The sequence below is a fragment of the Frankia sp. CeD genome (genome assembly GCF_000732115.1).
GTDB classification, from domain to species: Bacteria; Actinomycetota; Actinomycetes; order Frankiales; family Frankiaceae; genus Frankia; species Frankia casuarinae.
Genome location: NZ_JPGU01000001.1, coordinates 344136 through 368203 on the forward strand (window position 1 = coordinate 344136; position 24068 = coordinate 368203).

20 protein-coding genes are annotated in these 24068 nt (G+C 68.3%); 12 read left to right on the plus strand and 8 right to left on the minus strand.

Features of this window, described 5'->3' with window-relative positions; genetic code table 11:
- The first annotated feature begins 21 nt into the window (after positions 1-21).
- From CED_RS01310 to CED_RS01320, 3 genes are all read left to right on the plus strand, one after another.
- The gene (locus tag CED_RS01310; RefSeq protein ID WP_035908349.1) at positions 22-1602 is read left to right on the plus strand and encodes an LCP family protein; all 1581 of its coding nucleotides are present in this window, start codon (positions 22-24) and stop codon (positions 1600-1602) included.
- Positions 1599-2504, plus strand: a complete 906-nt coding sequence (locus tag CED_RS01315; protein WP_011435163.1) for a TIGR03089 family protein — start codon at positions 1599-1601, stop codon at positions 2502-2504. The genes CED_RS01310 and CED_RS01315 overlap by 4 nt, the downstream gene beginning before the upstream one ends.
- Before the next feature lie 159 nt (positions 2505-2663).
- Positions 2664-3998, plus strand: a complete 1335-nt coding sequence (locus CED_RS01320; RefSeq protein WP_035908223.1) for a UDP-glucose/GDP-mannose dehydrogenase family protein — start codon at positions 2664-2666, stop codon at positions 3996-3998.
- Positions 3999-4076: 78 nt separating this feature from the next.
- Here the strand turns inward: CED_RS01320 and CED_RS01325 are convergent, their stop codons facing one another.
- Complete coding sequence (locus CED_RS01325) at positions 4077-4694, minus strand: carbonic anhydrase (RefSeq protein WP_011435161.1); 618 nt, start codon at positions 4692-4694, stop codon at positions 4077-4079.
- A 335-nt stretch (positions 4695-5029) separates the two neighbouring features.
- Here CED_RS01325 and CED_RS01330 point away from each other — a divergent pair, with 335 nt between their 5' ends.
- Both CED_RS01330 and CED_RS01335 read left to right on the plus strand, forming a co-directional pair.
- Positions 5030-5602 (plus strand): GtrA family protein, encoded by a 573-nt coding sequence (locus tag CED_RS01330; RefSeq protein WP_011435160.1) that lies wholly within the window; start codon positions 5030-5032, stop codon positions 5600-5602.
- A 358-nt stretch (positions 5603-5960) separates the two neighbouring features.
- Positions 5961-6557 carry a TetR/AcrR family transcriptional regulator gene (locus tag CED_RS01335; RefSeq protein WP_035908225.1) on the plus strand — a complete coding sequence of 199 codons (597 nt, stop codon included), beginning with the start codon at positions 5961-5963 and terminating at the stop codon, positions 6555-6557.
- A 216-nt stretch (positions 6558-6773) separates the two neighbouring features.
- On the opposite strand, the gene CED_RS24575 is transcribed toward CED_RS01335, so the two are convergent.
- Positions 6774-7265 carry a hypothetical protein gene (locus CED_RS24575; RefSeq protein WP_235186849.1) on the minus strand — a complete coding sequence of 164 codons (492 nt, stop codon included), beginning with the start codon at positions 7263-7265 and terminating at the stop codon, positions 6774-6776.
- Between the two features lie 327 nt (positions 7266-7592).
- On the opposite strand from CED_RS24575, the gene CED_RS22030 reads away from it, so the two are divergent.
- Together CED_RS22030 and CED_RS25965 are read left to right on the plus strand one after the other, a co-directional pair.
- A complete protein-coding gene (locus tag CED_RS22030; protein ID WP_049760828.1) occupies positions 7593-8045 on the plus strand; it encodes a hypothetical protein in 453 nt (150 codons plus the stop codon).
- 2169 nt (positions 8046-10214) lie between these two features.
- Positions 10215-10928, plus strand: a complete 714-nt coding sequence (locus CED_RS25965; protein ID WP_011435156.1) for a hypothetical protein — start codon at positions 10215-10217, stop codon at positions 10926-10928.
- A 38-nt stretch (positions 10929-10966) separates the two neighbouring features.
- On the opposite strand, the gene CED_RS01355 is transcribed toward CED_RS25965, so the two are convergent.
- Both CED_RS01355 and CED_RS01360 read right to left on the minus strand, forming a co-directional pair.
- A complete protein-coding gene (locus tag CED_RS01355; RefSeq protein ID WP_035908226.1) occupies positions 10967-11476 on the minus strand; it encodes a PH domain-containing protein in 510 nt (169 codons plus the stop codon).
- Between the two features lie 49 nt (positions 11477-11525).
- The gene (locus CED_RS01360; protein WP_035908227.1) at positions 11526-12458 is read right to left on the minus strand and encodes a biotin--[acetyl-CoA-carboxylase] ligase; all 933 of its coding nucleotides are present in this window, start codon (positions 12456-12458) and stop codon (positions 11526-11528) included.
- A 201-nt stretch (positions 12459-12659) separates the two neighbouring features.
- Between CED_RS01360 and CED_RS01365 the strand changes: the two genes are divergently transcribed.
- The 4 genes from CED_RS01365 to CED_RS01380 all read left to right on the plus strand — a co-directional run bounded on the left by CED_RS01365 (position 12660) and on the right by CED_RS01380 (position 16988).
- A complete protein-coding gene (locus CED_RS01365; protein ID WP_035908229.1) occupies positions 12660-14255 on the plus strand; it encodes an acyl-CoA carboxylase subunit beta in 1596 nt (531 codons plus the stop codon).
- A 125-nt stretch (positions 14256-14380) separates the two neighbouring features.
- On the plus strand, positions 14381-14632 hold the full coding sequence (locus CED_RS22035) for an acyl-CoA carboxylase subunit epsilon (RefSeq protein ID WP_084588374.1): 252 nt from the start codon (positions 14381-14383) through the stop codon (positions 14630-14632).
- Positions 14633-14748: 116 nt separating this feature from the next.
- Entirely contained in the window at positions 14749-16506 is a 1758-nt protein-coding gene (locus CED_RS01375) for a biotin carboxylase N-terminal domain-containing protein (protein ID WP_035908355.1), read from the plus strand.
- Positions 16507-16577: 71 nt separating this feature from the next.
- Positions 16578-16988, plus strand: a complete 411-nt coding sequence (locus CED_RS01380) for a DUF5313 family protein (protein ID WP_011435150.1) — start codon at positions 16578-16580, stop codon at positions 16986-16988.
- Between the two features lie 190 nt (positions 16989-17178).
- On the opposite strand, the gene CED_RS01385 is transcribed toward CED_RS01380, so the two are convergent.
- Positions 17179-18660 carry an NAD(P)H-quinone dehydrogenase gene (locus tag CED_RS01385; protein WP_011435149.1) on the minus strand — a complete coding sequence of 494 codons (1482 nt, stop codon included), beginning with the start codon at positions 18658-18660 and terminating at the stop codon, positions 17179-17181.
- Between the two features lie 193 nt (positions 18661-18853).
- On the opposite strand from CED_RS01385, the gene CED_RS01390 reads away from it, so the two are divergent.
- Positions 18854-19294, plus strand: coding sequence for a gamma-glutamylcyclotransferase (locus tag CED_RS01390; protein WP_035908230.1), 441 nt, complete (start codon positions 18854-18856; stop codon positions 19292-19294).
- A 124-nt stretch (positions 19295-19418) separates the two neighbouring features.
- On the opposite strand, the gene CED_RS01395 is transcribed toward CED_RS01390, so the two are convergent.
- The 3 genes from CED_RS01395 to aspS form a co-directional block, all read right to left on the minus strand.
- Entirely contained in the window at positions 19419-20636 is a 1218-nt protein-coding gene (locus CED_RS01395; protein ID WP_035908358.1) for an amidohydrolase, read from the minus strand.
- Positions 20637-20711: 75 nt separating this feature from the next.
- Positions 20712-21860, minus strand: a complete 1149-nt coding sequence (locus tag CED_RS01400; RefSeq protein ID WP_035908232.1) for a glutamate--cysteine ligase — start codon at positions 21858-21860, stop codon at positions 20712-20714.
- A 221-nt stretch (positions 21861-22081) separates the two neighbouring features.
- Complete coding sequence (aspS, locus tag CED_RS01405) at positions 22082-23938, minus strand: aspartate--tRNA ligase (RefSeq protein WP_051868617.1); 1857 nt, start codon at positions 23936-23938, stop codon at positions 22082-22084.
- Positions 23939-24068: the final 130 nt, after the last annotated feature.

Sequence of the window (24068 nt, forward strand, 5' to 3'; positions counted from 1 at the left end):
ACTCAGGTGAGCCCCGATACCATGCGCCCGCCGGCCCTGCCGTCCGCGTTGGACCCACGTGGGCCCCGTCGCCACCGCTCCCCGCTGCGACGGCTGTCCGTTGGAGCCGTCGCTCTGCTGTCCGTGCTGGTTCTCGGTCTGAGCACCATCGGGTGGGCCGCCTACCGACAGTTCGACAAGGCCGTCACGCGCGTCGACTGGGACATCGAGGGTGCCCGCCCGGCGAGCGCGGACGGCGAGGAGAACGTCCTGCTGCTCGGCGACGACAGCCGGGAGGGCNCCGGGGGTGAGTACGGCGTGGTGGACGGCGTCCGGTCCGACACCACCATCATCGCCCACTTCGGCAAGGACGGCTCGGCCACGTTACTGTCCTTCCCCCGGGACATGCTCGTCCCGGTGGTGCCGCGGGAGAAGGCCACCGCCCACGACGGCCGGTCGAAGCTCACCGAGGTGCTCGGGCTGGCGGACGTCCCCGGTCTCGTCACCACGCTGGAGTCCCTGACCGGCCTGAAGATCGACCATACCATCTCGATCAATCTCGCCGGTTTCAAGACGATGACCGACGCGGTGGGAGGCGTGAGCGTGTGCGTGACGCCCCTACCGAACGGCAGCACCCGCAACCTGCACGACTCGATGTCGGGATGGAGCGGACGGCTCGGCGAGAACCGTCTCAACGGTGATCAGGCGCTGGCCTTCGTCCGGACCCGTTACGCGCTCGGGGACGAACGCCTTCGCATTCTGCGCCAGCAGCAGTTCCTCTCCAAGCTGCTGGCGACAGCGACCAGCAGCGGAGTGCTCACCAACCCAGCCAAGATCACTTCACTGATCGGTGCGGTCGGCAGCGCGCTGCGGATCGACCAGGGTCTCGACCAGACCGCGATGCTCAAGCTCGCGAAGCGGGTCAGCGAGCTGGGTCCGGGAAGAATTCACTTCGTGACAGTCCCTACGCACATCGCGCTGCGCTCCGATGGCGCGGTTGACGACCTGGGTTCGATTCCCCCGCACGGGGCCGTACTCATCGTCGATCAGGCCGGCCTCGACCAGGTCCTCGCTCCGCTGCTGCCCGCGGGCACCAAGCCTCCCGCACAGCGAACTCTCGACCCCGCCCAGGTCTCGATCGCCGCCGTCCGCAACGCCTCGGGACGTGCCGGACTCGCCACCGGCACGGTCGACGGACTGCGGGCACGCGGCTTCACTGGGCCGATGACCGCCGCGACATCGACCCGCCAGACTCTGACCGAGGTACGCCATCCCCCGGGCCAGGAGGCTGCGGCACGCACCCTGGCGGCGACGATCCCCGGCAGCCGGATCGTCGCGGACGCCGGCCGCTCCGGGGCCGGCCTCGTCCTCGTCCTCGGATCCACCTTCACCGGCCTGCCCAGCTCCGGCCTGCCCAGCGGTGGGCTGCCGGGCGCGGCGGCAACCGTCGGCACGAGGATCTCGACGACCTCGACCGCCGCCGGTGGTGACACCCGGGCGACCACGATCGGCGGCACCGCGACGCCGACCCCGGCGGCCGGCGGGGCCGGCGTCGGCGGCACCACAGGCACCGCGGCCGCTCCGGTCGGTCCCGTTCCCTCCGACCCCTCGTGCACGCCATGAGCGCCTCCGTGCCGCGGCTGGTCGCCGCACGGACGCTGCTTGGCCCGGCCGCGGACGCCGACGCCGCACCCGCGGCGGGGGTTCGCGGCATCGCGTCCGTCCTCGCGCACCGGCTGGCCACCGATCCCGCCCGCCCGCTGGTCACCTTCTACGACGACGCGACCGGCGAACGCGTGGAATTCTCGGCGACCACCTTCGACAACTGGGTGGCGAAGACCGCGAACATGCTGGTCGACACGCTCGGCCTCGGCATCGGTGACCGGGTCGGCGTCCACCTGCCGACGCACTGGCTCAGTTCGGTCATCCTGCTCGCCACCTGGTCGGCCGGGATGGACGCGGTCCTCGTCCGGGACGCAGCCGGCGAGCAGGACGGCGGGGACGCCGAGAAGGCCGGCGGGGAGCTCCCGGTCGCGACCCCCCTCGACGCGCTGTTCGTGGCCGAGGACCGGCTCGACGAGGCATTCGGCCTGATGGTGGACGAGATCGTGGCCCTGTCACTGCGCCCGCTGGGTGGTCGGATGCGCAGGCCCGTCGCCGGGGTTCTCGACTACGCCGCGGAGGTGCCCCCGCACGGCGATCGGTTCGCCGCCCCGGCAGCGCCGCCTGGGCAGGCCGCGCTGCTGCGCGCGGGTACCGCGATCGCGGGGGCGTGGGGCCTGGGACCCGCGGACCGGGTGCTGTTCACCGCGCCGCTCGCCACGACCGAGGGCCTGGTCGGTTCGCTGCTTGCTCCCCTGGTCGCAGGCTCGTCGATCGTGCTGTGCCGGCATCTCGACAGCGCCGCGCTCCCGCGGCGCATCGAGACGGAGAAAATCACCGCCGTCGGCCGATCAGTCCTGCGGCACGCGCCCAGCCCACTGCCCGCGGGGGTCCGGTCGCTGCCGCTCCCCCGCCTCGGGTGAAACCCGTACGACCCCCGTATCGGGCCGCGGCCGGGGAATGACCATACCCGACATCCGGGCGGCTCACAGACGGCGTGACCATCGAACGGCGCGACGGCCAACGAGAATTGGGGCAGCGCGGCGGCCGTCTTTACCACGTGCAGCGGAGGTCACTCAGACGTGAGCACGTCACCGGTTCTTCACCTCAGCGTCATCGGCACCGGCTATCTGGGCGCGACACATGCCGTGTGCATGGCGGAACTGGGTTTCGAGGTCATCGGTGTCGATATCGACGCGACCAGGACGCAGCGGCTCGCCGCGGGTGAGGTGCCCTTCTTCGAGCCCGGTCTGGAAGGGCTACTCCGCAAGAACCTGGAGGCGGGACGGCTGACCTTCTCGAGTTCGCTCGCCGAGGCGGTTGACCGGGCCGAGGTGCATTTCATCTGCGTGGGAACACCGCAACGGCCCGATTCCGGCGCGACGGACCTGCGCCACGTCGAGGCGGCGGCGAATGGTCTGATCGCGGCCGGGCTGCGGCCCGGGACGCTGGTGGTGGGCAAGTCGACGGTTCCCACGGGCACCGCGGCCCGGCTGGCCGGACGACTTGCCGCCGGCGCCCCGGGCGCGGAACTTGCGTGGAATCCCGAGTTCCTCCGGGAGGGGTCCGCCGTCGACGACACCCTGCGGCCGNACCGCCTGGTCTTCGGGGTCGTCCCGGGTGGCACCGCCGAGGCACGGCTGCGGACGGTCTACGCCAGAACGATCAAAGAAGGCACACCCGTCATCGTCACCGACTTCGTCACGGCCGAAATCGTGAAGGTCGCCGCGAACGCCTTCCTCGCGACGAAAATCTCCTTCATCAANGCGATGGCCGAGATCTGCGACATGACCGGGGGGGACGTGACCGAACTCGCCGCCGCCCTGGCCCACGACCCCAGGATCGGGCCCCGGTTCCTCCAGGCCGGCATCGGCTTCGGCGGCGGCTGCCTACCCAAGGACATCCGTGCCTTCCAGGCCCGTGCGGACGAGCTGGGAGTCGGCTCCGCGCTGGCCTTCCTCACCGAGGTCGACGCCGTCAACACGCGGGCCCGGACGCGGACGGTGGCGCTGGCCACCAAGGCGCTGGGGGGCTCGCCGACGGGCCGGATGGTGGCGGTCCTCGGTGCCGCCTTCAAACCGAATTCCGATGACATCCGCGACTCGCCCGCCCTCGACGTGGCCACCGCGCTGCACCGCGCCGGCGGCCACGTGTCCGTCTACGACCCCGCGGCGATCCCGAACGCCCGCATTCACTATCCGTACCTGCACTACACCGACTCGGTGATACGGGCCGTGGCAGGCGCGGAGATCGTCCTGGTCCTGACGGAATGGAGTGAGTTCCGCGAGATCGACCCGGCCGCCCTACGGCCGCACGTCAGCAGACCCATCGTCATCGACGGACGGCACGTCCTGGATCCCGCGGTCTGGCGGGATGCCGGCTGGATCTACCACGCGCTCGGACGGCCACTCGCGTGACCCACCGACCGGACCGAGCAAGCTTGGTCCGACGACGATCCGACAATGCGGCCTATCCCCACGCCGCCGTGGACCGCTCTACGGCAGAACCTCGACCAGTGCCCCGGTCTCCACCTGGTAGACGAACCCGCGTACCGAGGTGGTGGACTGCAGGAACGGCGACGAACGCAGCACCCTGACGGACTTGCGCACGTCCTCCTCGACATCGGGAAAGGAATACACGGCCCATTCGGGACGAACGCCCGTCTTGCACTCCAACTGGTCCCGGAACCCGTCGTCGGTGATCCTTTCGAGACCACACCCGGTGTGATGCAAAAGAATGATCTCCGTCGTTCCCAGCACGTGCTGGCTCACGGCGAGCGAGCGGACCACATCCGGGGTGATGACACCACCGGCGTTGCGCAGGATGTGGGCGTCACCTTCGACAAGACCGAGCAAGGCCTCCACCTGGATCCGCACGTCCATACACGCAACCACCGCGACGCCCAGGCGCGGCCGCGCGCCGGGCAGGGCAGGTAGCCCGGCCTCCCGCCGCCGGGCGGGGTGACCTGCAGCGTAGCTCAGCAGGAGTTCGGTCGCCGTGGCAGCGCCGCTCACCGGGCTCACCGTATCCGCGGGGCGCACGGTGTCCGCATGGACATCGTCTGCATGGACATCGGCAACGGGGTCGACAGCGGTGTGGTCATCGGTGTCCACGTGGTCATCGGTCCTTGACGTCGGCATCAACGGCTCGGCCAACGACTCGAGCGGATCATGATGATGCGTCCTTCCGATCAATGGTCCCCACTCTCCAACTGCCAGGATGCCGTCCATGGGCCCAGCTTCNCCAACGTTCCCGAGTTTTTGCCGAAGTTGTGCCACTCACGTTGCCCGCCGCACCGGATTGGTGGCATCACCTAGCGTAGAGATGGGAACAGCTACCCGGTGACTCCACCACGCGCCGGCGCGTTCACCGCTACGTCCGGCATCATGTCCGGTGAGCCGGCCTCGCCGCGGATGTCCACCACGCCACCGTCGACGGGGGTGGCACGGTGGGCGGCCGGGAGCAGCCGGTACTCTCTCTGGGTGGTAAATATCGATCGGGGTCGCCCGTGGTGAGACACCGACAGACCCGCTCACCGGTGCAGGTACTCGTCCACGAGATGGGCAAGTTCGGGCTGGTCGGCGGTGCGTGTTACGCCATCGACTTTCTCGTCTCCAACCTGTGCCACACGCTTCTCGGAATGGGTCCGCTCAGCGCGAAGACCGTCTCCACGGTGGTCGCCGCCACCTTTTCCTACATCGGGAACCGGCAATGGTCGTTCAACCATCGCGCCCGAACCGGTCTACGTCGCGAGTACACACTCTTCGTGATCCTGAATACGGTCGGGTTGCTGATCGCGCTCGGCTGCCTCGGGTTCGCACGCTATGTACTCGATCTCAAGGGCGTACTTGCGTTCAACCTGTTCGGTAACATCATCGGCACCGGGCTGGGCACCGTATTCCGGTTCTGGGCCTACAAGAAGTGGGTCTTCCTCCACCCGGACCACCCCAAGGCCGCCACGAGCTGCGGAGCCCGTCAGGACGGTCGTCGGCACATCCCGGAGCATGCGGGCCGGATCTGACCGCACCAGCGGCCACCGGCCCGACACCCCGGCCCGGCGCGCATTCCGCCACCTGCTCCGGCACCGGACCGGCCGTTTCAGGCGCACCGCGCATCGCCGCCACCCCGGACGCCCAACACGCCCGCCGACACGGCACGACAGCGGAACAGGACGTTCCGCCCTCTCACCGTCCCCGGCGGACAAGTCGGGAACAACCCAGTTCCGATACCGAACGGTTCCCGAACCTTCGCCGGTGGGCTACGCTCGGCGGGCCAGGCTGGCGCCGCGCGCCCACAGCCCTCCATCCAGCGAGACACATCGGCTACCGGGAACGCCGCGTGGAGCGCCGTCCAGTCCGCAGCAACCTGGAGGGTGTGTCGTGACCCCGTTCTCGCTCGCGTCGTCGCACCCCGGCGGCCGACCTCGCGACGAGAGCCGGGACCAGGCGATCCGCACCGCCACCCTGGACCTTCTGGCCGAGGTCGGATACGACGGTGTGACGATGGACCGGGTGGCCACCCGGGCGCGAGCCGGCAAGGCCACCATCTACCGGCGCTGGCCGTCAAAGCTCGCCCTGGTGATGGACGCGGTCAACGCCTTCACCGAGCAGCGGATGCCGGCACCCGACAACGGCTCCCTCCGCCTGGACATCCTTGAGTTCCTGACCTCGTTCCATGACGCGATCCGCGGCGATCGGGGACGGATCCTCGCGGAACTGATCTCGGAGATGCCGCGCAATCCCGGTCTGCGCGACGCCCTGCGCCGCGGCCTCTGGATGCAACGCCAGGCGAGCTCGGAAGCCATCATCGAACGCGGGATCGCCCGCGGCGAGGTCCGCCCGGACGNCGACCGCACGGTACTCATAGAACTCGGAACCGCCGTCATCCTCCAACGGGTGCTGCTGACCGGAGACCCGGTCGATCAGACGTTCCTGGAGATGATCGTCGACGACATCGTGATCCGTTACGCGGCCTGATCCGACACCTTGTCTCCAAGACGACCCGGGATCCCCCTCCGAACACAAAGCTCCTAACATCGAGCATCGAGCCCGACCTGGGCCGAACGGGGCGATCCGTCCCGCTCTAACACAGATGGACGGTTGCGAGAACCGCCCGGCACCACGGCGGGATCAGCAAGATCACGAGTGCGGGCAGGGGCCGCTCTTCGCGCAGCGCAGGAGGACGTCATGCAGTCACCGGGCCCAGGCCCCCAGGACCCGGACGCCCAGACCCAAGGGGTTGACGGCAACGCTGGTGGTTCCTATTCCGCCTCGCCGTACTCCGCGGGCTCGGCACCGTTCGGCGACGAAGACGAGACCCACCTGATCGGCGACAGCGCACCCGGCGTCAACCAGCCCGGCGGCTACCCGCCCACGGCACAGTACTCCCAGCACCAGCACCCCCAGCACCAGTACGCACAGAATCCGTACGCCCAGCACCAGCACCCCCAGCACCAGCACCCCCAGCACCAGTACCCCCAGCACCAGCACCCCCAGCACCAGCACCCCCAGCACCAGTACCCCCAGCACCAGCACCCCCAGCACCAGTACGCACAGAATCCGTACCGCGGCACCGATCAGTACCCCCCGACGGCGGTCCACCCACCCAGTGGGGGCTACCCACCCGGCGAGGGCTACGGCCAGGATTATCCCGTCGGCGGCTATCCCACGGAGAGTTATCCGCAACAGGCATATCAGCAGAACTATCAGCCGGGTTACCAACAGGGCTATCAGCAGCAGGGCTACCCCGCGGCGGACGGTTACGGAGGCTATCCGCCGCCGGGGGCGCCCCCCCGGCCCGGCGGCTCTCAACGTCGGCGTAACACCATCATCGCTGCCGCGGTGGCGGCGACACTCCTCCTGATCGTTGTTTCGGTTGCGCTCCTCTCCGGAGGTTCCGACAACCCGGGCACGGTGGCCGCGTCCGAAAGCCCCAGCGCCTCGCCGACCTCGACAAGCCCATCGTCATCGCCCTCGCCAAGTCCGAGTCCGAGTCCGAGTCCGAGTCCGAGTGTGAGTCCGAGTGTGAGTCCCTCGGCGCAGTTCACCTCGGCGCAGCACGCCCTGCTGGCCAAGCTCGACTCGTCCGTGATGATGGACTGCGAGCCCAACAGCGAAGCCGAGGGCGGCCACATCAAGGCGTCGTTGTTCTGCAACTCGGATGATGGGAAGGTGGTAGCCGCCTACTCCTACGCGACCACCAGTGATCTGAACAGCGACGTCGAGGTGCGCAAGTCCCTGGTCACCACCACCGGAGGCAAATGCGAGCAGGGCGGCGACGAGGTCTTTACCTGGAACTTCCACGAGGGTGCGACCCAGGGCACGGCCGTCTGCAACGTACGTGACGGTGATCATTTCATCTTCTGGTCCTACAACTCCACGTTGGTCTCCTTCATGGCGACCGGCCCCGACGGGGCGGCCCTGTACGAATGGTGGAGTAATTTCGATCCGGTGCCCAAGGCCTGACGTCGCGGTGGACGCCGCCGGGACGCGGCCACGTCCACACGGCGGGGCGCCGTTTGCTGTGAATTCGATCTTGCCTGCTTGCCTTCGGCCGGGCGGGTGGTGATAGAGCAGTATTTGTGACGCAGTAGCCTGACATCGCCCATATCCGGGTGGTGAGGGGCCTACGCTGGGGTCGCACCTGTCACCCATCTCGGGAGGAACCGTGCCCAGCCCCGGCCAAGGCGACAACGAAGCGTCGCAGGTGTCCGAGCCACCGCCGGACTTGCCGCGGCCAGGGAGCGGCCCCGATGCAGACCCGGACGGGCCTGACCGGACCATCCTGTATCCACTGCACCGGGGACCAGGGGTGGAGCCGGGGCATGCCTTGTCGCCTCCGCCATACACGAATCCGGTCCCACCGCCGTCGGCCCTGGGCTCGGGACCGCCGCCGGGTTCCATACCGCAAGGCCCGGTTCTGCCACCGGGCCCGCCGGTTCCCGCGGTTCCCACGGTTCCCCCCCGCTTCGGGGGACTGCCCGGTCCGGGTGGCCTGCCGGGGCCGCCCGCGCCCTCCACTCCGTCATGGCCTCCCGCTCCCCCCGGGCCACCCGAATCTCTCGCCCCGCCCGGCTCCGCCCCGCCCACCGGCCCCCCCGCCTGGTCCGCCCGGGCGGACCAGCCTGGTCCGGGCGGGCAGGGACCGCCTGGCCTGCCGGCTCGGTCGGGGACGCAGGGACCTCCCGGCCCCCCGGGCCCCCCCGGGCCACCCACAGGCATGGCCGGCCCGCCCGGTCCGCTCTACTACGGCTCGCCAACCAGATCCGGCAGCTCTGACTCCCCGGTGGCCTTCGGCCCCCCCCTGCCTTCGGGACCTCAGACGTCCTCCGGAGTGTCGATGTCCCCACACCACACCCCATCGTCACCGTGGCCGGACGACGGCGACCTCACCTATCGCCTGACCCCGCCCACCGGACGGCCCGGCATCCAGGGCGGCGACCCTAACCAGCCCGGAACCCTCGCGAACCAGCCCGGAACCCTCGCGGCCGAAACCGGCACCGGGCTCGGCACGAACGGTGACACGGCCTTCCTCGGAGCCTTCGAGGCCCGGGGCAGGTCCACGAACGGCGTTGACGCGCAGGCCGAGCCGTCCGCACCGCCCATCGGTTATCCGGCGCCAACTCCCGGAGCGACAATCGGTGTCAACCCGCCGAACGGATTCCCTTCGGTGAGCGGAACTCCGGTCACATCCGGCGCATCTCCGCTTCCCGTATCACCCGCCGACCACCCGTTGACGGGCGGGACGCCTGTCCCGACCGGCGGCTTTCCAGCGTCGGCGCCCGTCAATCTCCTCGGCACGTCCGCCCCCTCGGTCGACACGGCCACCGCCGTGCGGCTCGGCGCGCCTGCGGATTCCAGACGGCCCTCGTCGTTACCGGGGCTGTTGCCGGGACTTCCGCCGGAGCCGCCCGTCCACCCGACGGGAATCCCCGCCGGCGCGGCCGGACCCGGGCTCACCGAGCGCGCCGTGGCCCCCCTGGCCCCCATGGCCAAGCGCGGCACGGCCTCCCGGCACGAGGTCAGCGTGGATCGACGCCTGCTGTTCGCGGGCGGCGGTCTCCTCCTGACCCTGGTGATCCTGCTCGGAGTCGTCGTCTTCACCGGCGGGGACGGCGCCGACACGACGAGCGGACAATCCGTCGCCAGAACATCGACCATCGAAGCGTCGGGGNGCGGNGGNCAGCCGGCCGGCAATCCACAGGAGATCCTCCGCTCACTACTGAACCCGGTCGTCATGACGGGATGCGCCGTCCCCGCACACCGTGACAGCGCCTACGCCGACGCCGCCCTCGTCTGCAAGGATTCCAGCGGCATCGAGGTCACCGCCTTCCACTTCCCGAGTCAGTCCGCCATGGACCGGCAGATCGGCNCCCGTGAAACGTACTACTATGACGAGGGGAACTGCGACGATGGCCAGCAGAGCTCGGAGCAGTGGAGCTCGCCGGCCGAGTCGACCGGTGGCACCCGGCTGTGCTACTTCTTCGCGAAGCGTTTCTACGAGTTCTGGACCTACGACGACTATCGAATCGCGTTCTCCGCGGATGATCAAGATCCGGGTAACCTCAACAGATGGTGGAAGTCGTTCGATCCACTCCGCCATTGAGCTGACCTTCCTCGGGAGGCCGGATACCTGTGAACGGTTCCGAAGACGGATTCCCGCGGAATCCGGCCGACGGTGACGAGGATCCATCCGGTGGAACCGGCTCGTGGTGGCGTCGTGGACCCCTCACCGCGATCGTCCTGATCATCGCGGCTCTGATCGCGAGTGGCATCACCATCGGACTCGCCGTGACCCACGATCCGAGCGACAGCCCCGCCGGTCGCCACCCGTCGGCGTCCGGCACGACGGGCACCGCAGGCACCGTGGCCTCCGGAGGGCCCGGCGTCGGACCGTCGCCGGGCCCGACGCTCGACGCCGCCGAGGCCCGGCTGCGGTCCTCGCTCAAGCCGTTCGCGGTCGACGAATGCACGAGTGCGCCGCCCAGCGAGGGACAGGCGGTACCCGATGGCGTGGAGGCGGCCCTCAGCTGCGTCCCNGGGGTGGCGACCGACGCTCCAGCCCCCGCTCGAATCCTCGTCCTGCGTTACCGGGACGCCTCGGCCCTGACCCGCGACATCGCCCGCCGGTCCGCAGCCCTCGCCGACGTCGGCGACTGTTATCAGGGACAGACCGGCATCGAACGCTGGGCACGCGGCTCCCGACGCCGTGGCACCTTCCTGTGCGATGCAAGACCCGGCCGGTTCTCGGTGTTCTGGACGGTTGACGACGAGCGTCTCGGCTTCGCCACGGAGGATCCGCAGGCCGACAAATTGCTCGCATGGTGGCGGGAGTTCGATCCGGTGTGACGGATCTGCCGTGCTTACCGCCTCCGGCCGTCCCGGCGTCAGGCCCCCGGATAGCCCCGTGACTGGTAGGGCGCGGAGAGATCGGCGAGGGTTTCCTGCACCCGCTCGGCGTGCGGCATACACGACAGGCTGACCCGGCCCCGCTGCCCCACCGCCTCAATGATCAGCTCACCCGAGCCCAGAAGCCGGTCGATGACGTTCTGCTGCACCGTCGCGCCAACCAACCAGGCGAGCGGGACGTCACGCCCGACCCGCGTGACGACCCCTTCGCGGATCACCAGTCGATGGTTCGTCACGACGTAATGGGTCGTCATCCGACGTAACCATGGCATCACACTCAGGTAACCGATCGCACCGAAGGCGACCAGAAGCACGAGATACTGGATGNGCTTCTGCAACACCCCTCCGGGTGCGAAGAAAACCCCCAGCACGGCGAAAAGGAGGGCGGCAACCGTCCAGAACGCCGGGACTACCAGGCTGACCCAGTGCGGGTGCACATGAAGGACAACCTCTTCGTCCTGGGTGAGGATATCGTCGGGAAACGCCACGGCAACGATCGTCGCATCTCGGGCGGACAGATCACTGCCGGGTCCCTCGTCACCGCAGGTGAACGATGTCGGCGGCGCTGTAGGGTCGCCCGTTGACGACGAGCCGGCCGTCGGGGTCAACGTCGGTGGCGGTCCCGAGCNCCGCCGAACCGTCCGGCAGCTCGACGCGCACCCGCCTGCCGATCGTCGCGCACACCCGTAGGTACTCCGCGCGAGCCGCTTGCGGGTCGGCCTCCCAGCCAGTGATCGCCCCGACGAGATCCGCGAGTACCACCCCGAGCAGCTCGGTCCGGTCCAGAGCCGCCGGAAGCGCGCCGCTGAGCAGCAGGCTTGTCGACCGCTCCGGGAGCTCGTCACGCTCCGCCATGACATTCAACCCAAAACCGATAATCACCGAGGGTGACGATAGTGGGACCTGGACGACCTCGACCAGGATGCCGGCGAGCTTCGCATCGTCAACGAGAACGTCATTGGGCCATTTCAGGACTGCGGGAACCGCCGCCACCTCGCGTAGCGTCGCCAGAAGCGAGGTTCCGACCACCATGGGCAGCCAGCCGAACAGTGACATCGGTAGCCGGGGTTGCAGCAGCAGCGAGACCGTCAACCCGGCACCAGGGCGAGACTCCCATGATCGGTCGAGCCGACCACGACCCGCCGTCTGCCGTTCGGCGACGAGAACCCGTCCCCGGCCGCGGGCGGTGTCTTCGCCCCGGGCGGTGTCTTCGCCCCGGGCGATGCGCGCCAGCGCGGCGTTGGTCGAGTCGGTCTCCTCTACCACCGTCAGGTCGAGACCGACCGCGGCGGCACGGGCCGCGAGGCGTGCGGCGTCCAGCGGTTCACGTGTTCCGACGGACGAGAATCGCCCCTCTCCGGCAGGGCGGGCCCGAGGGGACGCCGGCGAGGGCTTGCCGGACGGGAGCTTGCCGGACGCGGGCTGCTCGGGAGAGGGTCCCGCGGGTGCGGGCTCCTTCGAGGGTGGCACCGGTCCACCCTGCCAGACCGTCCGGTCACCCGTCGGCGACTCGGACGATCGGCGGACGATCGGCGGACGATCGGCGGACGATCGGCGAGCTGATCCGGGATACGGTCAACTCGCCGGAGGCCCACGAATCTCGCCTATCCGGTGAGATCCGCTGCACATCAATCACACGCGTGGACCCACGGGGGTCGTACGCTGCCGGTTATGGCTCTTCCCGCGTCCGCAGAGGATTCCGCTCCCGACCCGCACACCACCGCAGGCCGACTCGCCCACCTGCGGCGCGTGAACGATGATGCCGTCCACGCCGGGTCCCAGCGAGCGGTCGACGCGCAGCATGCCAAGGGCAAGATGACAGCCCGCGAACGGGTCGAGGCCTTCCTCGACCCCGGGTCGTTCGTCGAGACCGACGCCTTCGCCCGCCATCGCGCGCACGACTTCGGCGTCCAGGCCAACCGGCCGTACGGCGACGGCGTGGTGACCGGGTACGGGACTGTCGACGGCCGGCAGGTCTGCGTGTTCAGCCAGGACTTCACCGTTTTCGGTGGCAGCCTGGGTGAGGTCTTCGGTGAGAAGATCGTCAAAATCATGGATCTTGCGTTGAAGACGGGCTGCCCCGTCGTGGGCATCAACGACTCCGGCGGAGCGCGTATCCAGGAGGGTGTCGTCTCCCTCGGTCTGTACGGCGAAATCTTCTACCGCAACGTGATGGCCTCCGGCGTCGTCCCACAGCTCTCACTGATCATGGGGCCATGCGCCGGTGGCGCCGTGTACTCCCCGGCGATCACCGACTTTACCCTGATGGTCGACCAGACCAGCCACATGTTCATCACCGGCCCCGACGTGATCAAGGAGGTCACCGGCGAGGACGTGGGCATGGAGGAACTGGGTGGCGCACACACCCACAACTCCCGCAGCGGTGTCGCGCACTTCCAGTCGGCCGACGAGACGGAGTGCCTCGAACTCGCCCGTGCGCTGCTGTCGTTCCTTCCGTCGAACAATCTCGACGACGCCCCGAGCTACGACGCCGTGGACGATCTGGACGCCGAGATCGACCCGGATCTCGACACGTTCATCCCCGACTCCCCGAACACTCCGTACGACATGCACCAGATCATCGAGCGGGTCCTCGACGAGGGTGACTTTCTCGAGGTCCACGCTCAGTTCGCCCAGAACATGATCGTCGGATTCGGCCGGGTGGATGGACGTTCTATCGGGGTGGTCGCCAACCAGCCGATGCAGTTCGCCGGCACCCTCGACATCGACGCCAGCGAGAAGGCCGCCCGGTTCGTCCGGACCTGCGACGCATTCAACATCCCGGTGCTGACTCTGGTCGACGTCCCCGGCTTCCTTCCCGGCACCTCCCAGGAGTGGAACGGCATCATTCGCCGTGGCGCCAAGCTGATCTACGCCTACGCAGAGGCCACCGTACCGAAAGTGACGGTGATCACTCGGAAGGCCTACGGCGGTGCCTACGACGTCATGGGGTCCAAGCNCCTGCGGGCGGACATCAACCTTGCCTGGCCAACCGCCGAGATCGCGGTGATGGGCGCCCGGGGTGCCGTCAACATCATCTATCGACGGGATCTAGCCAGGTCCGAGTCACCGGAGACTCGTCGGGCCGAGCTGATCCAAGACTACACCGATCACTTCGCGACCCCTTACATCGCGGCGGAACGGGGCTATCTCGACGCGGTCATCAGCCCGTCGGAAACGCGGCGCGAGCTCATTCGAGCACTGCGTCTGCTGCGTACCAAGCGTGAATCCCTGCCACCGAAGAAGCACGGCAACATCCCGCTATAGGCGGGATCTGCCGTCGCCGGCTCGCCGGAAGGGGAATCCGCCCGCGGCGGAGATCTCCCGGGCCGCGGGCCCACGGACGGCATACGTACGACGCACCAGCTACTCGAGGTACCGAGGAGAAAAACGTGGTTCAGGACGATGACAGGCGGGCGAGTCAGCCTCGGCTGCAGCTGATCCGCGGTGAGGCGACGCCGGAGGAGATCGCCGCCGTGGTGGCGCTCCTGACGGCTCGCGCCGTTCCCTCGTCGGCNCCGGCCNCCCGCCGTTCGTCCTGGGCCAGCCCGACGCTGGCGCTCCGTGGCAGTCTCACCACCGGACCGGGGGCGTGGCAAAGGTCCGGGATGACGCCGGGTGCGCGCACTCGAGCCGACTGGTGATCAACCGATAGACATGACGTCGGGATGTCTGCAGCATCACATCTGGGTACAATGACAGCAAAATGTGCGGCCCGACTCACCTACACGCAGGCAGGCCGGACGAGGACGGGAGCGACGTGCGTAAGATCCTCATCGCCAATCGGGGAGAAATCGCGGTTCGAGTGGCCCGCGCCTGCCGCGACGCCGGATACACCAGCGTCGCAGTCTACGCGGAACCAGATATCAATGCCCTGCACGTACGCGTTGCTGACGAGGCATTTGCGTTGGNAGGCGCGACCCCTGGTGATTCGTACCTGCGCATCGACAAAATTCTCGATGCCTGCGAGTCCTCCGGGGCCGNCGCCGTCCACCCGGGATACGGTTTTCTCTCGGAGAATGCGGACTTCGCGGAGGCCGTGATCTCCGCAGGCCTCACCTGGATCGGCCCGCCGCCGGAGGCCATCCGCCGTCTCGGAGACAAGACCGCGGCCCGGCATATTGCACTAGCGGTCGGCGCGCCGCTCGCGCCCGGCACCGCAGACCCCGTGGCCGGCGTCGATGAGGTTGTCACCTTCGCCGGGCAGTACGGCCTTCCGGTTGCCATCAAGGCCGCTTTTGGTGGCGGAGGGCGCGGACTGAAGGTCGCTTGGACCGCGGAGGAGCTCCCCGAACTGTTTGACAGTGCCGTCCGGGAGGCGGTCGCGGCGTTCGGTCGCGGGGAATGCTTCGTCGAGCGGTATCTGGACCAGCCGCGCNACGTCGAGACCCAGATCCTGGCGGATACGCACGGCAACGTCGTCGTGGTCGGTACCCGCGACTGCTCACTCCAGCGCCGTTACCAGAAGCTCGTGGAGGAGGCGCCGGCACCGTTTCTCTCGGAGGCTCAGCTCCACTCGCTGTACGACGCCTCGAGGGCGATCTGCAAGAAAGCCGGCTATGTCGGGGCCGGGACCGTCGAGTTCCTCGTCGCCCGCGATGGCATGATCAGCTTCCTTGAAGTCAACACCCGCCTCCAGGTCGAGCATCCGGTGACCGAAGAGGTCTCCGGAGTGGACCTGGTTCGTGCCCAGTTCCGTATCGCCGAGGGTGAGGCACTCGACTTCACCGATCCGGCTCCTCGCGGTCACTCCATCGAATTCCGCATCAACGGTGAGGATCCCGGCCGTAACTTCCTTCCCGCACCCGGCACGGTCACCAAGCTGATCGCGCCGGCCGGCCCCGGCGTCCGGCTCGATACCGGCATCGAAAGCGGCAGCGTCATCGGCGGCGCCTTCGACTCCCTGCTCGCAAAGCTCATCATCACCGGAGCAACCCGGCAGGAAGCTCTGCAGCGGGCTCGGCGTGCCCTCGATGAGATGGTCATCGAGGGAATGGCGACGGCGCTGCCGTTCCACCGCGCGGTCGTACGGGATCCCGCCTTCGCCCCGGAGGACGCCGCAGAGCCTTTCCGTATCCACAACCGCTGGATCGAAACCGAGTTCGACAACACCATCCCGGCCTTCGCGGGAGGGACTGAGGCCGACACCACCCCCGAGCCGCGGGAGACCGTGGTTGTCGAGGTGAGCGGCAAACGCCTCGAAGTCGTGCTACCCGCCGGATTCGGTTCTGCCCCCGTCGCCGCTTCCCGGGGAGCGGCGCCCAAGCGGCGCGCTCGCGGCACGGCGGCGGCCAGGGTCACGGGCGACGCCCTGGCCAGTCCCATGCAGGGCACCATCGTGAAGGTNGCGGTCAACGACGGCGACACCGTTTCCGCGGGTGATCTGATCATTGTTCTGGAAGCGATGAAGATGGAACAGCCGATCAACGCGCATCGGGATGGCACGGTCACCGGACTGGCTGCGACCGTCGGCGCCGTTGTCACCAGCGGCACCGTGCTCTGTGAGATCAAAGACTAGAGCACACTGAAGCTCGACCTGCCCACCGTCGACTGCCNCCTCTCCACCGCAGACTTCATAGGCTGCGAGGTATGGACGGTAACGACAGCCCGACGGTGAGCGGCCAGGACCGGAAGCTGGCGGTGGCCCGCCCGGTCGTTCAGCGACCACCGCTGACCGGGCGAGTGCACTACCTGCTTGGGGGGACCCTTCCTCCGGCCTACAACGACTGGGTCTCGCATGACCTCACCGGCCCCGGCTGGAGGCTGCGCCAGGCGACACGGCCCTTCCTGCTGATGTTGCCCTTCGCGCTGATCTTTGCCCTGCTGCCCGGTGAGCTCGAAGTCCGAGCCATCGTCGTCGCGTTTCTTCTGATTTCTGGGATCGGGCTCGGCTTCGCCACCAGCGGGTTCTTCCGGAACCGCCGGCTGGAACAGCATGGCTTTCCTCCAATTTTCCCCACGAGCGACGATGAGGACGAGGGAGACGGGGACAACTCGTAGCCTTCTCCACAGGCAGGCGTCGGCAGTACTCGCCGCGCCGACCTTCGTCATGAGAGTCGGGACGGGTCGGTGCCCGCGCCACTCGTCTGCGTCTGCGGGCAGCGCCCGGCAGCGGCGACTGCCGTCCGCGGCCCAACACGGCAGCCCAAGATGGCAGGAGGTGCCGCGCGCGGCCCTGCCGGGCCCCTGCTCACTCTGGGTTGTCGAATCCCGCGAAGAAGTCGCGCGTACGCAGGACGCGAGCCGCCTCGGTGATCGATCCGGAGAGCGACGGGTAGATCGAGAACGTATGTGCGATTTGATCGACGGTCAGACCGTGTTCGACCGCGAGCGAGATAGAGAGGATGAGTTCGGATGCACGCGGCGCGACAATGACACCGCCAAGCACACTTCCACTCCCCGGACGGCAGAACAGTTTCACGAAGCCGTCCTCAATACCCATCATCTTCGCCCGCGGATTCCGCGAGAGTGGAACTGTGGTCACCTCGGCTGCGACTGCCCCGGTGTCCTTCATCACCTGCGTGACTCCGACGGTGGCGATTTCCGGCTCGGTGAAGATGTTGGACGACACCGTCCCGAGCCGCAAGGGTGTGACGGCCTCGCCGAGGGCGTGCCACATGGCGATACGCCCCTGCATCGCGGCGACCGATGCGAGCGGGAGGACTCCGGTGCAGTCACCGGCCGCGTAGACACCCGGCACCGAGGTCCGCGACATCCGGTCCACGTTCACATGCCCACCAGGCCCAAGCCGTACCCCCACGTCAGTCAGTCCCAGGCCCTTGGTGCGTGGTACCGAACCAACCGCCATCAGAGCGTGGCTTCCCGTAACGGTCCGGCCGTCGGTCAGCTCGACGATCACACCGTCCCCGATGCGCCGTACCGACGCCGCCCTCGATCGGTTGAGCACCTCGATCCCACGCCGCACGAACACATCCTCGATGACCCGGGCGGCATCCGGGTCCTCCCCCGGCAGCACGCGTTCGCGCGAGGAAACCAGCGTGACCTCGGCGCCAAGCGCCCGATACGCGCTGGCGAACTCGGCTCCGGTGACGCCGGAACCGACGACGACCAGATGTTCGGGTATCTCCTTGAGGTCGTAGAGGTGGCGCCAGGTGAGAATCCGCTCACCATCTGGCCGGGCCGTGGGGAGGTCGCGTGGTGAGGCGCCGGTCGCGATCAAAATCACATCACCGACGAAGGTTTCACCGGTGCTGGTCTCGACTGCGTGCGGCCCGACGAGGCGCCCAGAGGCGTGCACGACATCGACCTTCTCGCGCTCGAGCCGGCGCTCGATGTCCAGGGACTGGGCCTTGGCTAGATCACGGACCCGTTCGTACACCTGCTCCGCATCCACATTGACGACCTCCGGGGGCGTGAGCGGCCGGGTGCCCGAGTCCGTGCCGGTACTGATCCCCCAGGCCACGGGGGGCAACGCCGGTTCCGGCCCAGAGCCAAGACTATGCGGGCGGACACCCAGGCCGGGAGCTAGAGCGAGGTTCGTCATGGTCTCCGAAGTTGCGATCAAGGTTTTGGAGGGAACGCAGTCGGTGAGCACACAGGCACCACCGACCCCCTCCGAGTCGATGACGGTGACCGTCGCGCCGAGTGAGGCGCCGACGAGAGCCGCCTCGTAGCCTCCGGGCCCTCCACCAAGAATGACGATGCGAGTCACGTGCCCTCCCGATCCGGTATCGCTTCCTTATCATCTTGCCCCGCCGCCGCGGCCGCTCTCCTGCCGGTGCGGGAGGCTCCGTAGGATCGCAGACGGAGTCCGACATCGGCGATGTCAGGTAGGGCCATCTTCCTCCTTTCATGAGCGGAAATTACAGTTACAATCACGCACCGTAACCCTCCGAGAGATCACAATGACCTTGTACGCGGCTTACGCCGGCAACCTCGACCCGGCGCAGATGAAGGAGCGGGCCCCGCACTCGCCCGTGACCGGCACTGGATGGATCAATGGCTGGCGTCTCACGTTCGGCGGTGAAAACGTCGGTTGGGATGGAGCCTTGCCGACCATCGTCGAGGCTCCGGGTGCTCACGCGTACGTCCTTCTGTACGACCTCGACCGTTACGACCTGGAACGGCTCGACGTCTGGGAGGGCGCGGACACCGGCCTGTACACCCGCATCCGGGTGCGGGTCTCCACCCTTGATGGGGAGGCCCTCGCCTGGGCCTATGTTCTCGACGCCTACGAGGGAGGACTCCCGTCGCGCCGGTACCTCGAGATGATCGCCGATTCCGCGGAGAAGGCCGGGGCACCCGCCGATTACGTGGCCGAACTCCGTTCGCGACCGACCGCATGACGCATCACGGCAGCGTGACGCATCACGGCAGCGTGACGCATCACGGCAGCGTGACGCATCACGGCAGCGTGACGCATCACACCATGAGGCGCGGCCGCGGATCCGGACAGAGGCGGACGTAGCGTCACGGCGCCGGGGGCGTATGGGTCAGCAGATCGAGAGCCGCGCCGGCAAGCAGCTTCACGCCCACACCGATCGCCCTCTCGTCCACGTCGAAGCTGCCCTGGTGAAGGTCGTAGGTGTGGCCGCCGGGTGTCCGAGTGCCCAATCGGGCCAAGGCCCCCGGCACGTGGTTCAGATACCAACCGAAGTCCTCGCCACCAAGCGATTGNGCCACCATGGTGGAGGCCCCATGACCAAACACGCGGTCGACGACGGTCCGAAGGACCTCGACGACATCCACGCTGTTCACCACGGGCGGCACGCCACGGCGGTAGTCGACCACGATCTGTGCTCCGTACGGTGCGACGAGCTGCTCGGCAACCTGAGTGACCAGCGCCGGCACGCTCTCCCAGGTCTCCCGGGACAGGGTGCGGACCGTGCCTCGAAGCTGACCGGTACGAGGGATGGCGTTGGCAACGGTTCCCGCCTGCACCTGACCCCAGACCAGGGAGAGCGCCGACCTGGGATCGACCAGTCGCCCCAACGCGGCAGGGAGATCGGCCGCAAGGCGGACGAGCGCGTACNCCAGGTCGACTGTGTTCTGTGGCCGGGAGGTGTGACCGCCGGGCCCGGCCAGCGTGATTTCGACGGCATCGGCGGCAGAGGTGATCGGACCCGTCCGCAGACCGATCATGCCCAGGTCGAGCGCCGGATCGCAGTGCAGCGCGATCGCCGTGGTCACCGGCTTCAGCACGCCCGCGTCGATGATGTCCAACGCGCCGCCCGGCATGAGCTCCTCCGCGGGCTGGAACACCAGGCGCACGGTCCCGGGCAGCGTGGACACGCGTGCGACCTCGGCAAGCGCGAGTCCGGCGCCGAGCGCCACGGTCGTGTGTACGTCATGTCCGCAGGCGTGAGCCACACCCGGAACGGTGGAGCGGTACGGCACGTCCTTGATATCCGAGAGCGGAAGAGCGTCCATGTCGGCCCGCAGCATGATCACGGGAGCGCCTGGATCATGATCGACGCCGGCACCGATGTCACACCACAGGCCAGGAAGGTCCGGCAGGCGCTGCGGCGACAGTCCCGCGGCCCGAAGCCGCGCCTCGACCTGCTCGGCGGTGCGGTGCTCCTGCCGGCCGAGCTCCGGGTGAGCGTGGAGATCGCGACGCAACGCGATCAGCTCGGATTCGTGCGCGGCCACCCACCCGGCGACCGCCGCGGTCTCGTCAACCTTCATCTGCCGGCCGGGCTCCTCCCTGCACACGCCACGCGGGCCCTGAACGCAGGCGGTTCGGGGTATTCGCCGGCGTGTCTAGCCGTCGACTACCGGACGGCCGGTGTTCATCTCTTCGAGAAGGGTATCGACGACCCGGGTGAGATCTCCACCGGCCCGCCGGGCGGCGTCCCGCTGCCGGATATAGCTCGCGCCCGTCCGCAGGATGGTCAGCGTGTCGGAGNGCTCGGATGAACAACCGAGACGGTGGGCGACCGGAAGCAGATCCTCCACGAGATCGGTGATGTCATCCCGGNCCGGCCGGATNCCGCCCCGACCATCGACGATGATCTGCGCGTCCAGACCGTNCCGGGCCGCCCGCCACTTGTTCTCCTGCACGAGCCATCGTTGCGGGGTCGGGAGACGATACCCACGATCGATCTGGGTGTTCATGCGGTCAACCAGGCACTGCGCGAGAGCCGCAACCGCCCCCACCTCCATCAGGGACGGCAGACCATCGCAGACCCGCAGTTCCACGGTGCCGAAGTTGGGATGTGGACGGATGTCCCACCAGACCTCGCGGATCGTCTCGATGGTGCCGGAGACAATCAGTGTCTCCATGAACGACTCGAAACCCGGCCAGTCCTCCAACGGGTACGGCAGCCCCGCGGTGGGCAGGCTCGCGAAGACCTGTGATCGCGATGAGGCCAGCCCGGTGTCTCCGCCCAGCCAGTAGGGCGACGACGCCGACAAGGCGAGAAAATGTGGGACATAGGCCATCAGAGCGTTCACGATCGGCATGGCCTTGTCCGCAGACCGCACTCCGACATGTACGTGGACGCCGAAGATGAGCAGCCGCCGGGCCAACCACTGCATCTGGCTGACCAACCGGAAATAGCGATGATCCTCGGTGATGCGCTGTCCCATATAGTCACTGGCTGGGTGCGTGCCGCTGCACATCAGCCCGATCCCGCGCCGTTCCGCCAGATCGCGCAGCAGCGAGACGGTTCCAGACAGGTCCGCGGTCGCTTCCTCCACCGAGTCGCAGACCCCGGTGATGACCTCGATGGTCGACTCGAACAGCTCGTGCTTGGCCTTGGCCGCCTCGCACTCCCCGACCTTCGCCCGCAGCTCGTGAAGAATCCCGCTGGCCTCGCCGCGAAGTTCGCGCGATTGCTGGTCGACGAGCTGCAGCTCCCATTCGATGCCGAGACTGGTGCTCGACGACGACGAGAAAGGGATCTGCACCTGGCCTCCTGGGGTCGGGTCTCGGGGTCGGTAACAGCTCGGGGTCGGTAACAGCACCAGACAGCCGTCACCCACCGGCTCGGCTCACGGGCAGCAGAAGGNGACTACCCCATTCGGCCCGTTCCTACCCCACCACCCCACCGGGGAAGCTGGCCAAAGGCCTGGTCGCGGCAATGCCCGGCCCCGACCACCGCACCGCTCATCGGCCAGGCCCGACGCACTCAGACGGCTACCGGGCCCTGCCCCTGTCCCGGTGCCGGTGCCGGTGCCGGTGCCGTGACCACCCGCACCCCCAGCTCACGCAGCTGACGATCGGTCACGGGCGTCGGGGCGCCCGTCAACGGGTCGAGTCCCGACTGGGTCTTGGGAAAGGCGATGACCTCCCGGATGTTCTCCTCACCGGCGAGGATCGCCACCAACCGGTCGATCCCCACCGCGAATCCGCCGTGCGGTGGTGCCCCGTAGCCAAAAGGGGTGAGGAAGAAGCCGAATCGAGCCTTCGCCTCCGCCGGCGAGATTCCGAGGATCCCGAAGATGCGCTGCTGGAGACCGCTCTCATGGATCCGGATCGAACCGGATCCGAGTTCCCAGCCGTTGAGCACCAGATCGTACGCCCGGCTACGCACCGCGAGCGGATCGGTCTCCAGCTTGTCCACATCGTCGGGGTGCGGACGGGTGAAGGGGTGATGCCCCGGCTTCGGCCGTCCGGTGCCAGGGTCCACCCCGNCGAACAGCGGGAAGTCGACGACCCACACGAACCGCAACGGACCTTCGCCGGCCGGTGGGCGGCCCAGATCGTTGCGAAGCTGGCNGAGTACCTCGCAGGTGGTCGCCCACTCGTCGGCGACCAGGAGAAGAAGGTCTCCCGCCACCGCCGCGGTTGCCGCGACGATGCCGGCGAGTTCCTCGGCGGAGAGAAACTTCGCCACCGGGGACTCCAGTTCACCGCCGGGACCGACCCGCATCCAGACCAGGCCCTTCGCGCCCAGTCCCTTCGCCCGCGCGGTGAGATCGTCGAGCTTGCGCCGGTTGTGCGAGGCCGATCCGCCGGGTACGCGGATTCCCTTGACGGCCTCGGCCCCGGCGAACGCCTTGAAACCGCTACCCGCGAAGACCGCGGTCAGCTCTACGAGTTCCATGCCGAACCGCAGGTCCGGCTTGTCGACCCCGAAGCGGTTCATCGCCTCGTGCCAGGACATCCGCTCGATCGGCGGCACGGGGCCGCCGGTCACCGCCCGGGCCGCGGCCAAAACCGCCGCCGACGTCACGTCGAGCACGTCGTCCTGGTCCACGAAGCTCATCTCGAGGTCGAGCTGGGTGAACTCGTACTGCCGGTCGGCCCGTAGGTCCTCGTCGCGCAGGCACCGGGCGAACTGGAAATAGCGATCCGTCCCACCCACCATGAGCAGCTGCTTGAAAAGCTGGGGTGACTGCGGGAGGGCGTAAAAACTGCCTGGGAACTGGCGCGACGGAACGATGAACTCCCGTGCTCCCTCCGGGGTCGAGGGCATCAGCAGCGGCGTCTCGACCTCGACGAAGTCCAGCGGGGCAAGCGCCGAGCGCATCGCCGCAAGAACCGCCGAGCGGATCCGCAGGTTGCGCTGCATCCGGTCACGGCGCAGATCGAGATAGCGGTAGGCGAGACGAGTGGCCTCATCGACGGAGTCGGCTCGATCGTCCAGCGGGAACGGCGGCGGTGTCGCGACCGAGAGCACCTGCACCTCGCAGTCGCGTAGTTCGACCTCGCCCGTGGCCAGGGCGGGGTTCGCGGTCCCCTCCGGGCGGACGGCGACGGTACCGGTGATCCGCAATACGTACTCGGTCCGGACGTCGACCGAGCCGTCGACGACCGCCTGAATGATCCCGGAATGGTCACGCAGGTCGACGAAGGTCAGCGACTGGCCATGCTGACGGCGATGCGCCACCCAGCCACACACCGTCACGGTCTGGTCAACGTGATCCGATCGCAGATCACCGCACATATGTGTGCGCATGGCCGTGCGCTGCCGCCCGCCCGAGGTGGCGGCCCCCGCCACCGGGATCGGTAGCTCGCCGGTGGTCGACTGGGTCGTAGTCATCGATCCGTTGTTCCCATCGCAGTCTGGTCCGGCCCGCCGGGTACTTTTCTCGCCAGATGTGTGGCGATGTCACCGCGCCCGTCGCGGGATCCAGTCCTGACCCTATCGGCCGGTAACCGCGAGACCGCCG

What these genes read in the sequence shown, in the direction of transcription:
- CED_RS01315 (WP_011435163.1), top strand. Translation starts at nt 1,599, where the DNA reads ATGAGCGCCTCCGTGCCGCGGCTGGTCGCCGCACGGACGCTGCTTGGC.
- CED_RS01380 (WP_011435150.1), top strand. Translation starts at nt 16,578, where the DNA reads ATGGACGGTAACGACAGCCCGACGGTGAGCGGCCAGGACCGGAAGCTG.
- CED_RS01390 (WP_035908230.1), top strand. Translation starts at nt 18,854, where the DNA reads ATGACCTTGTACGCGGCTTACGCCGGCAACCTCGACCCGGCGCAGATG.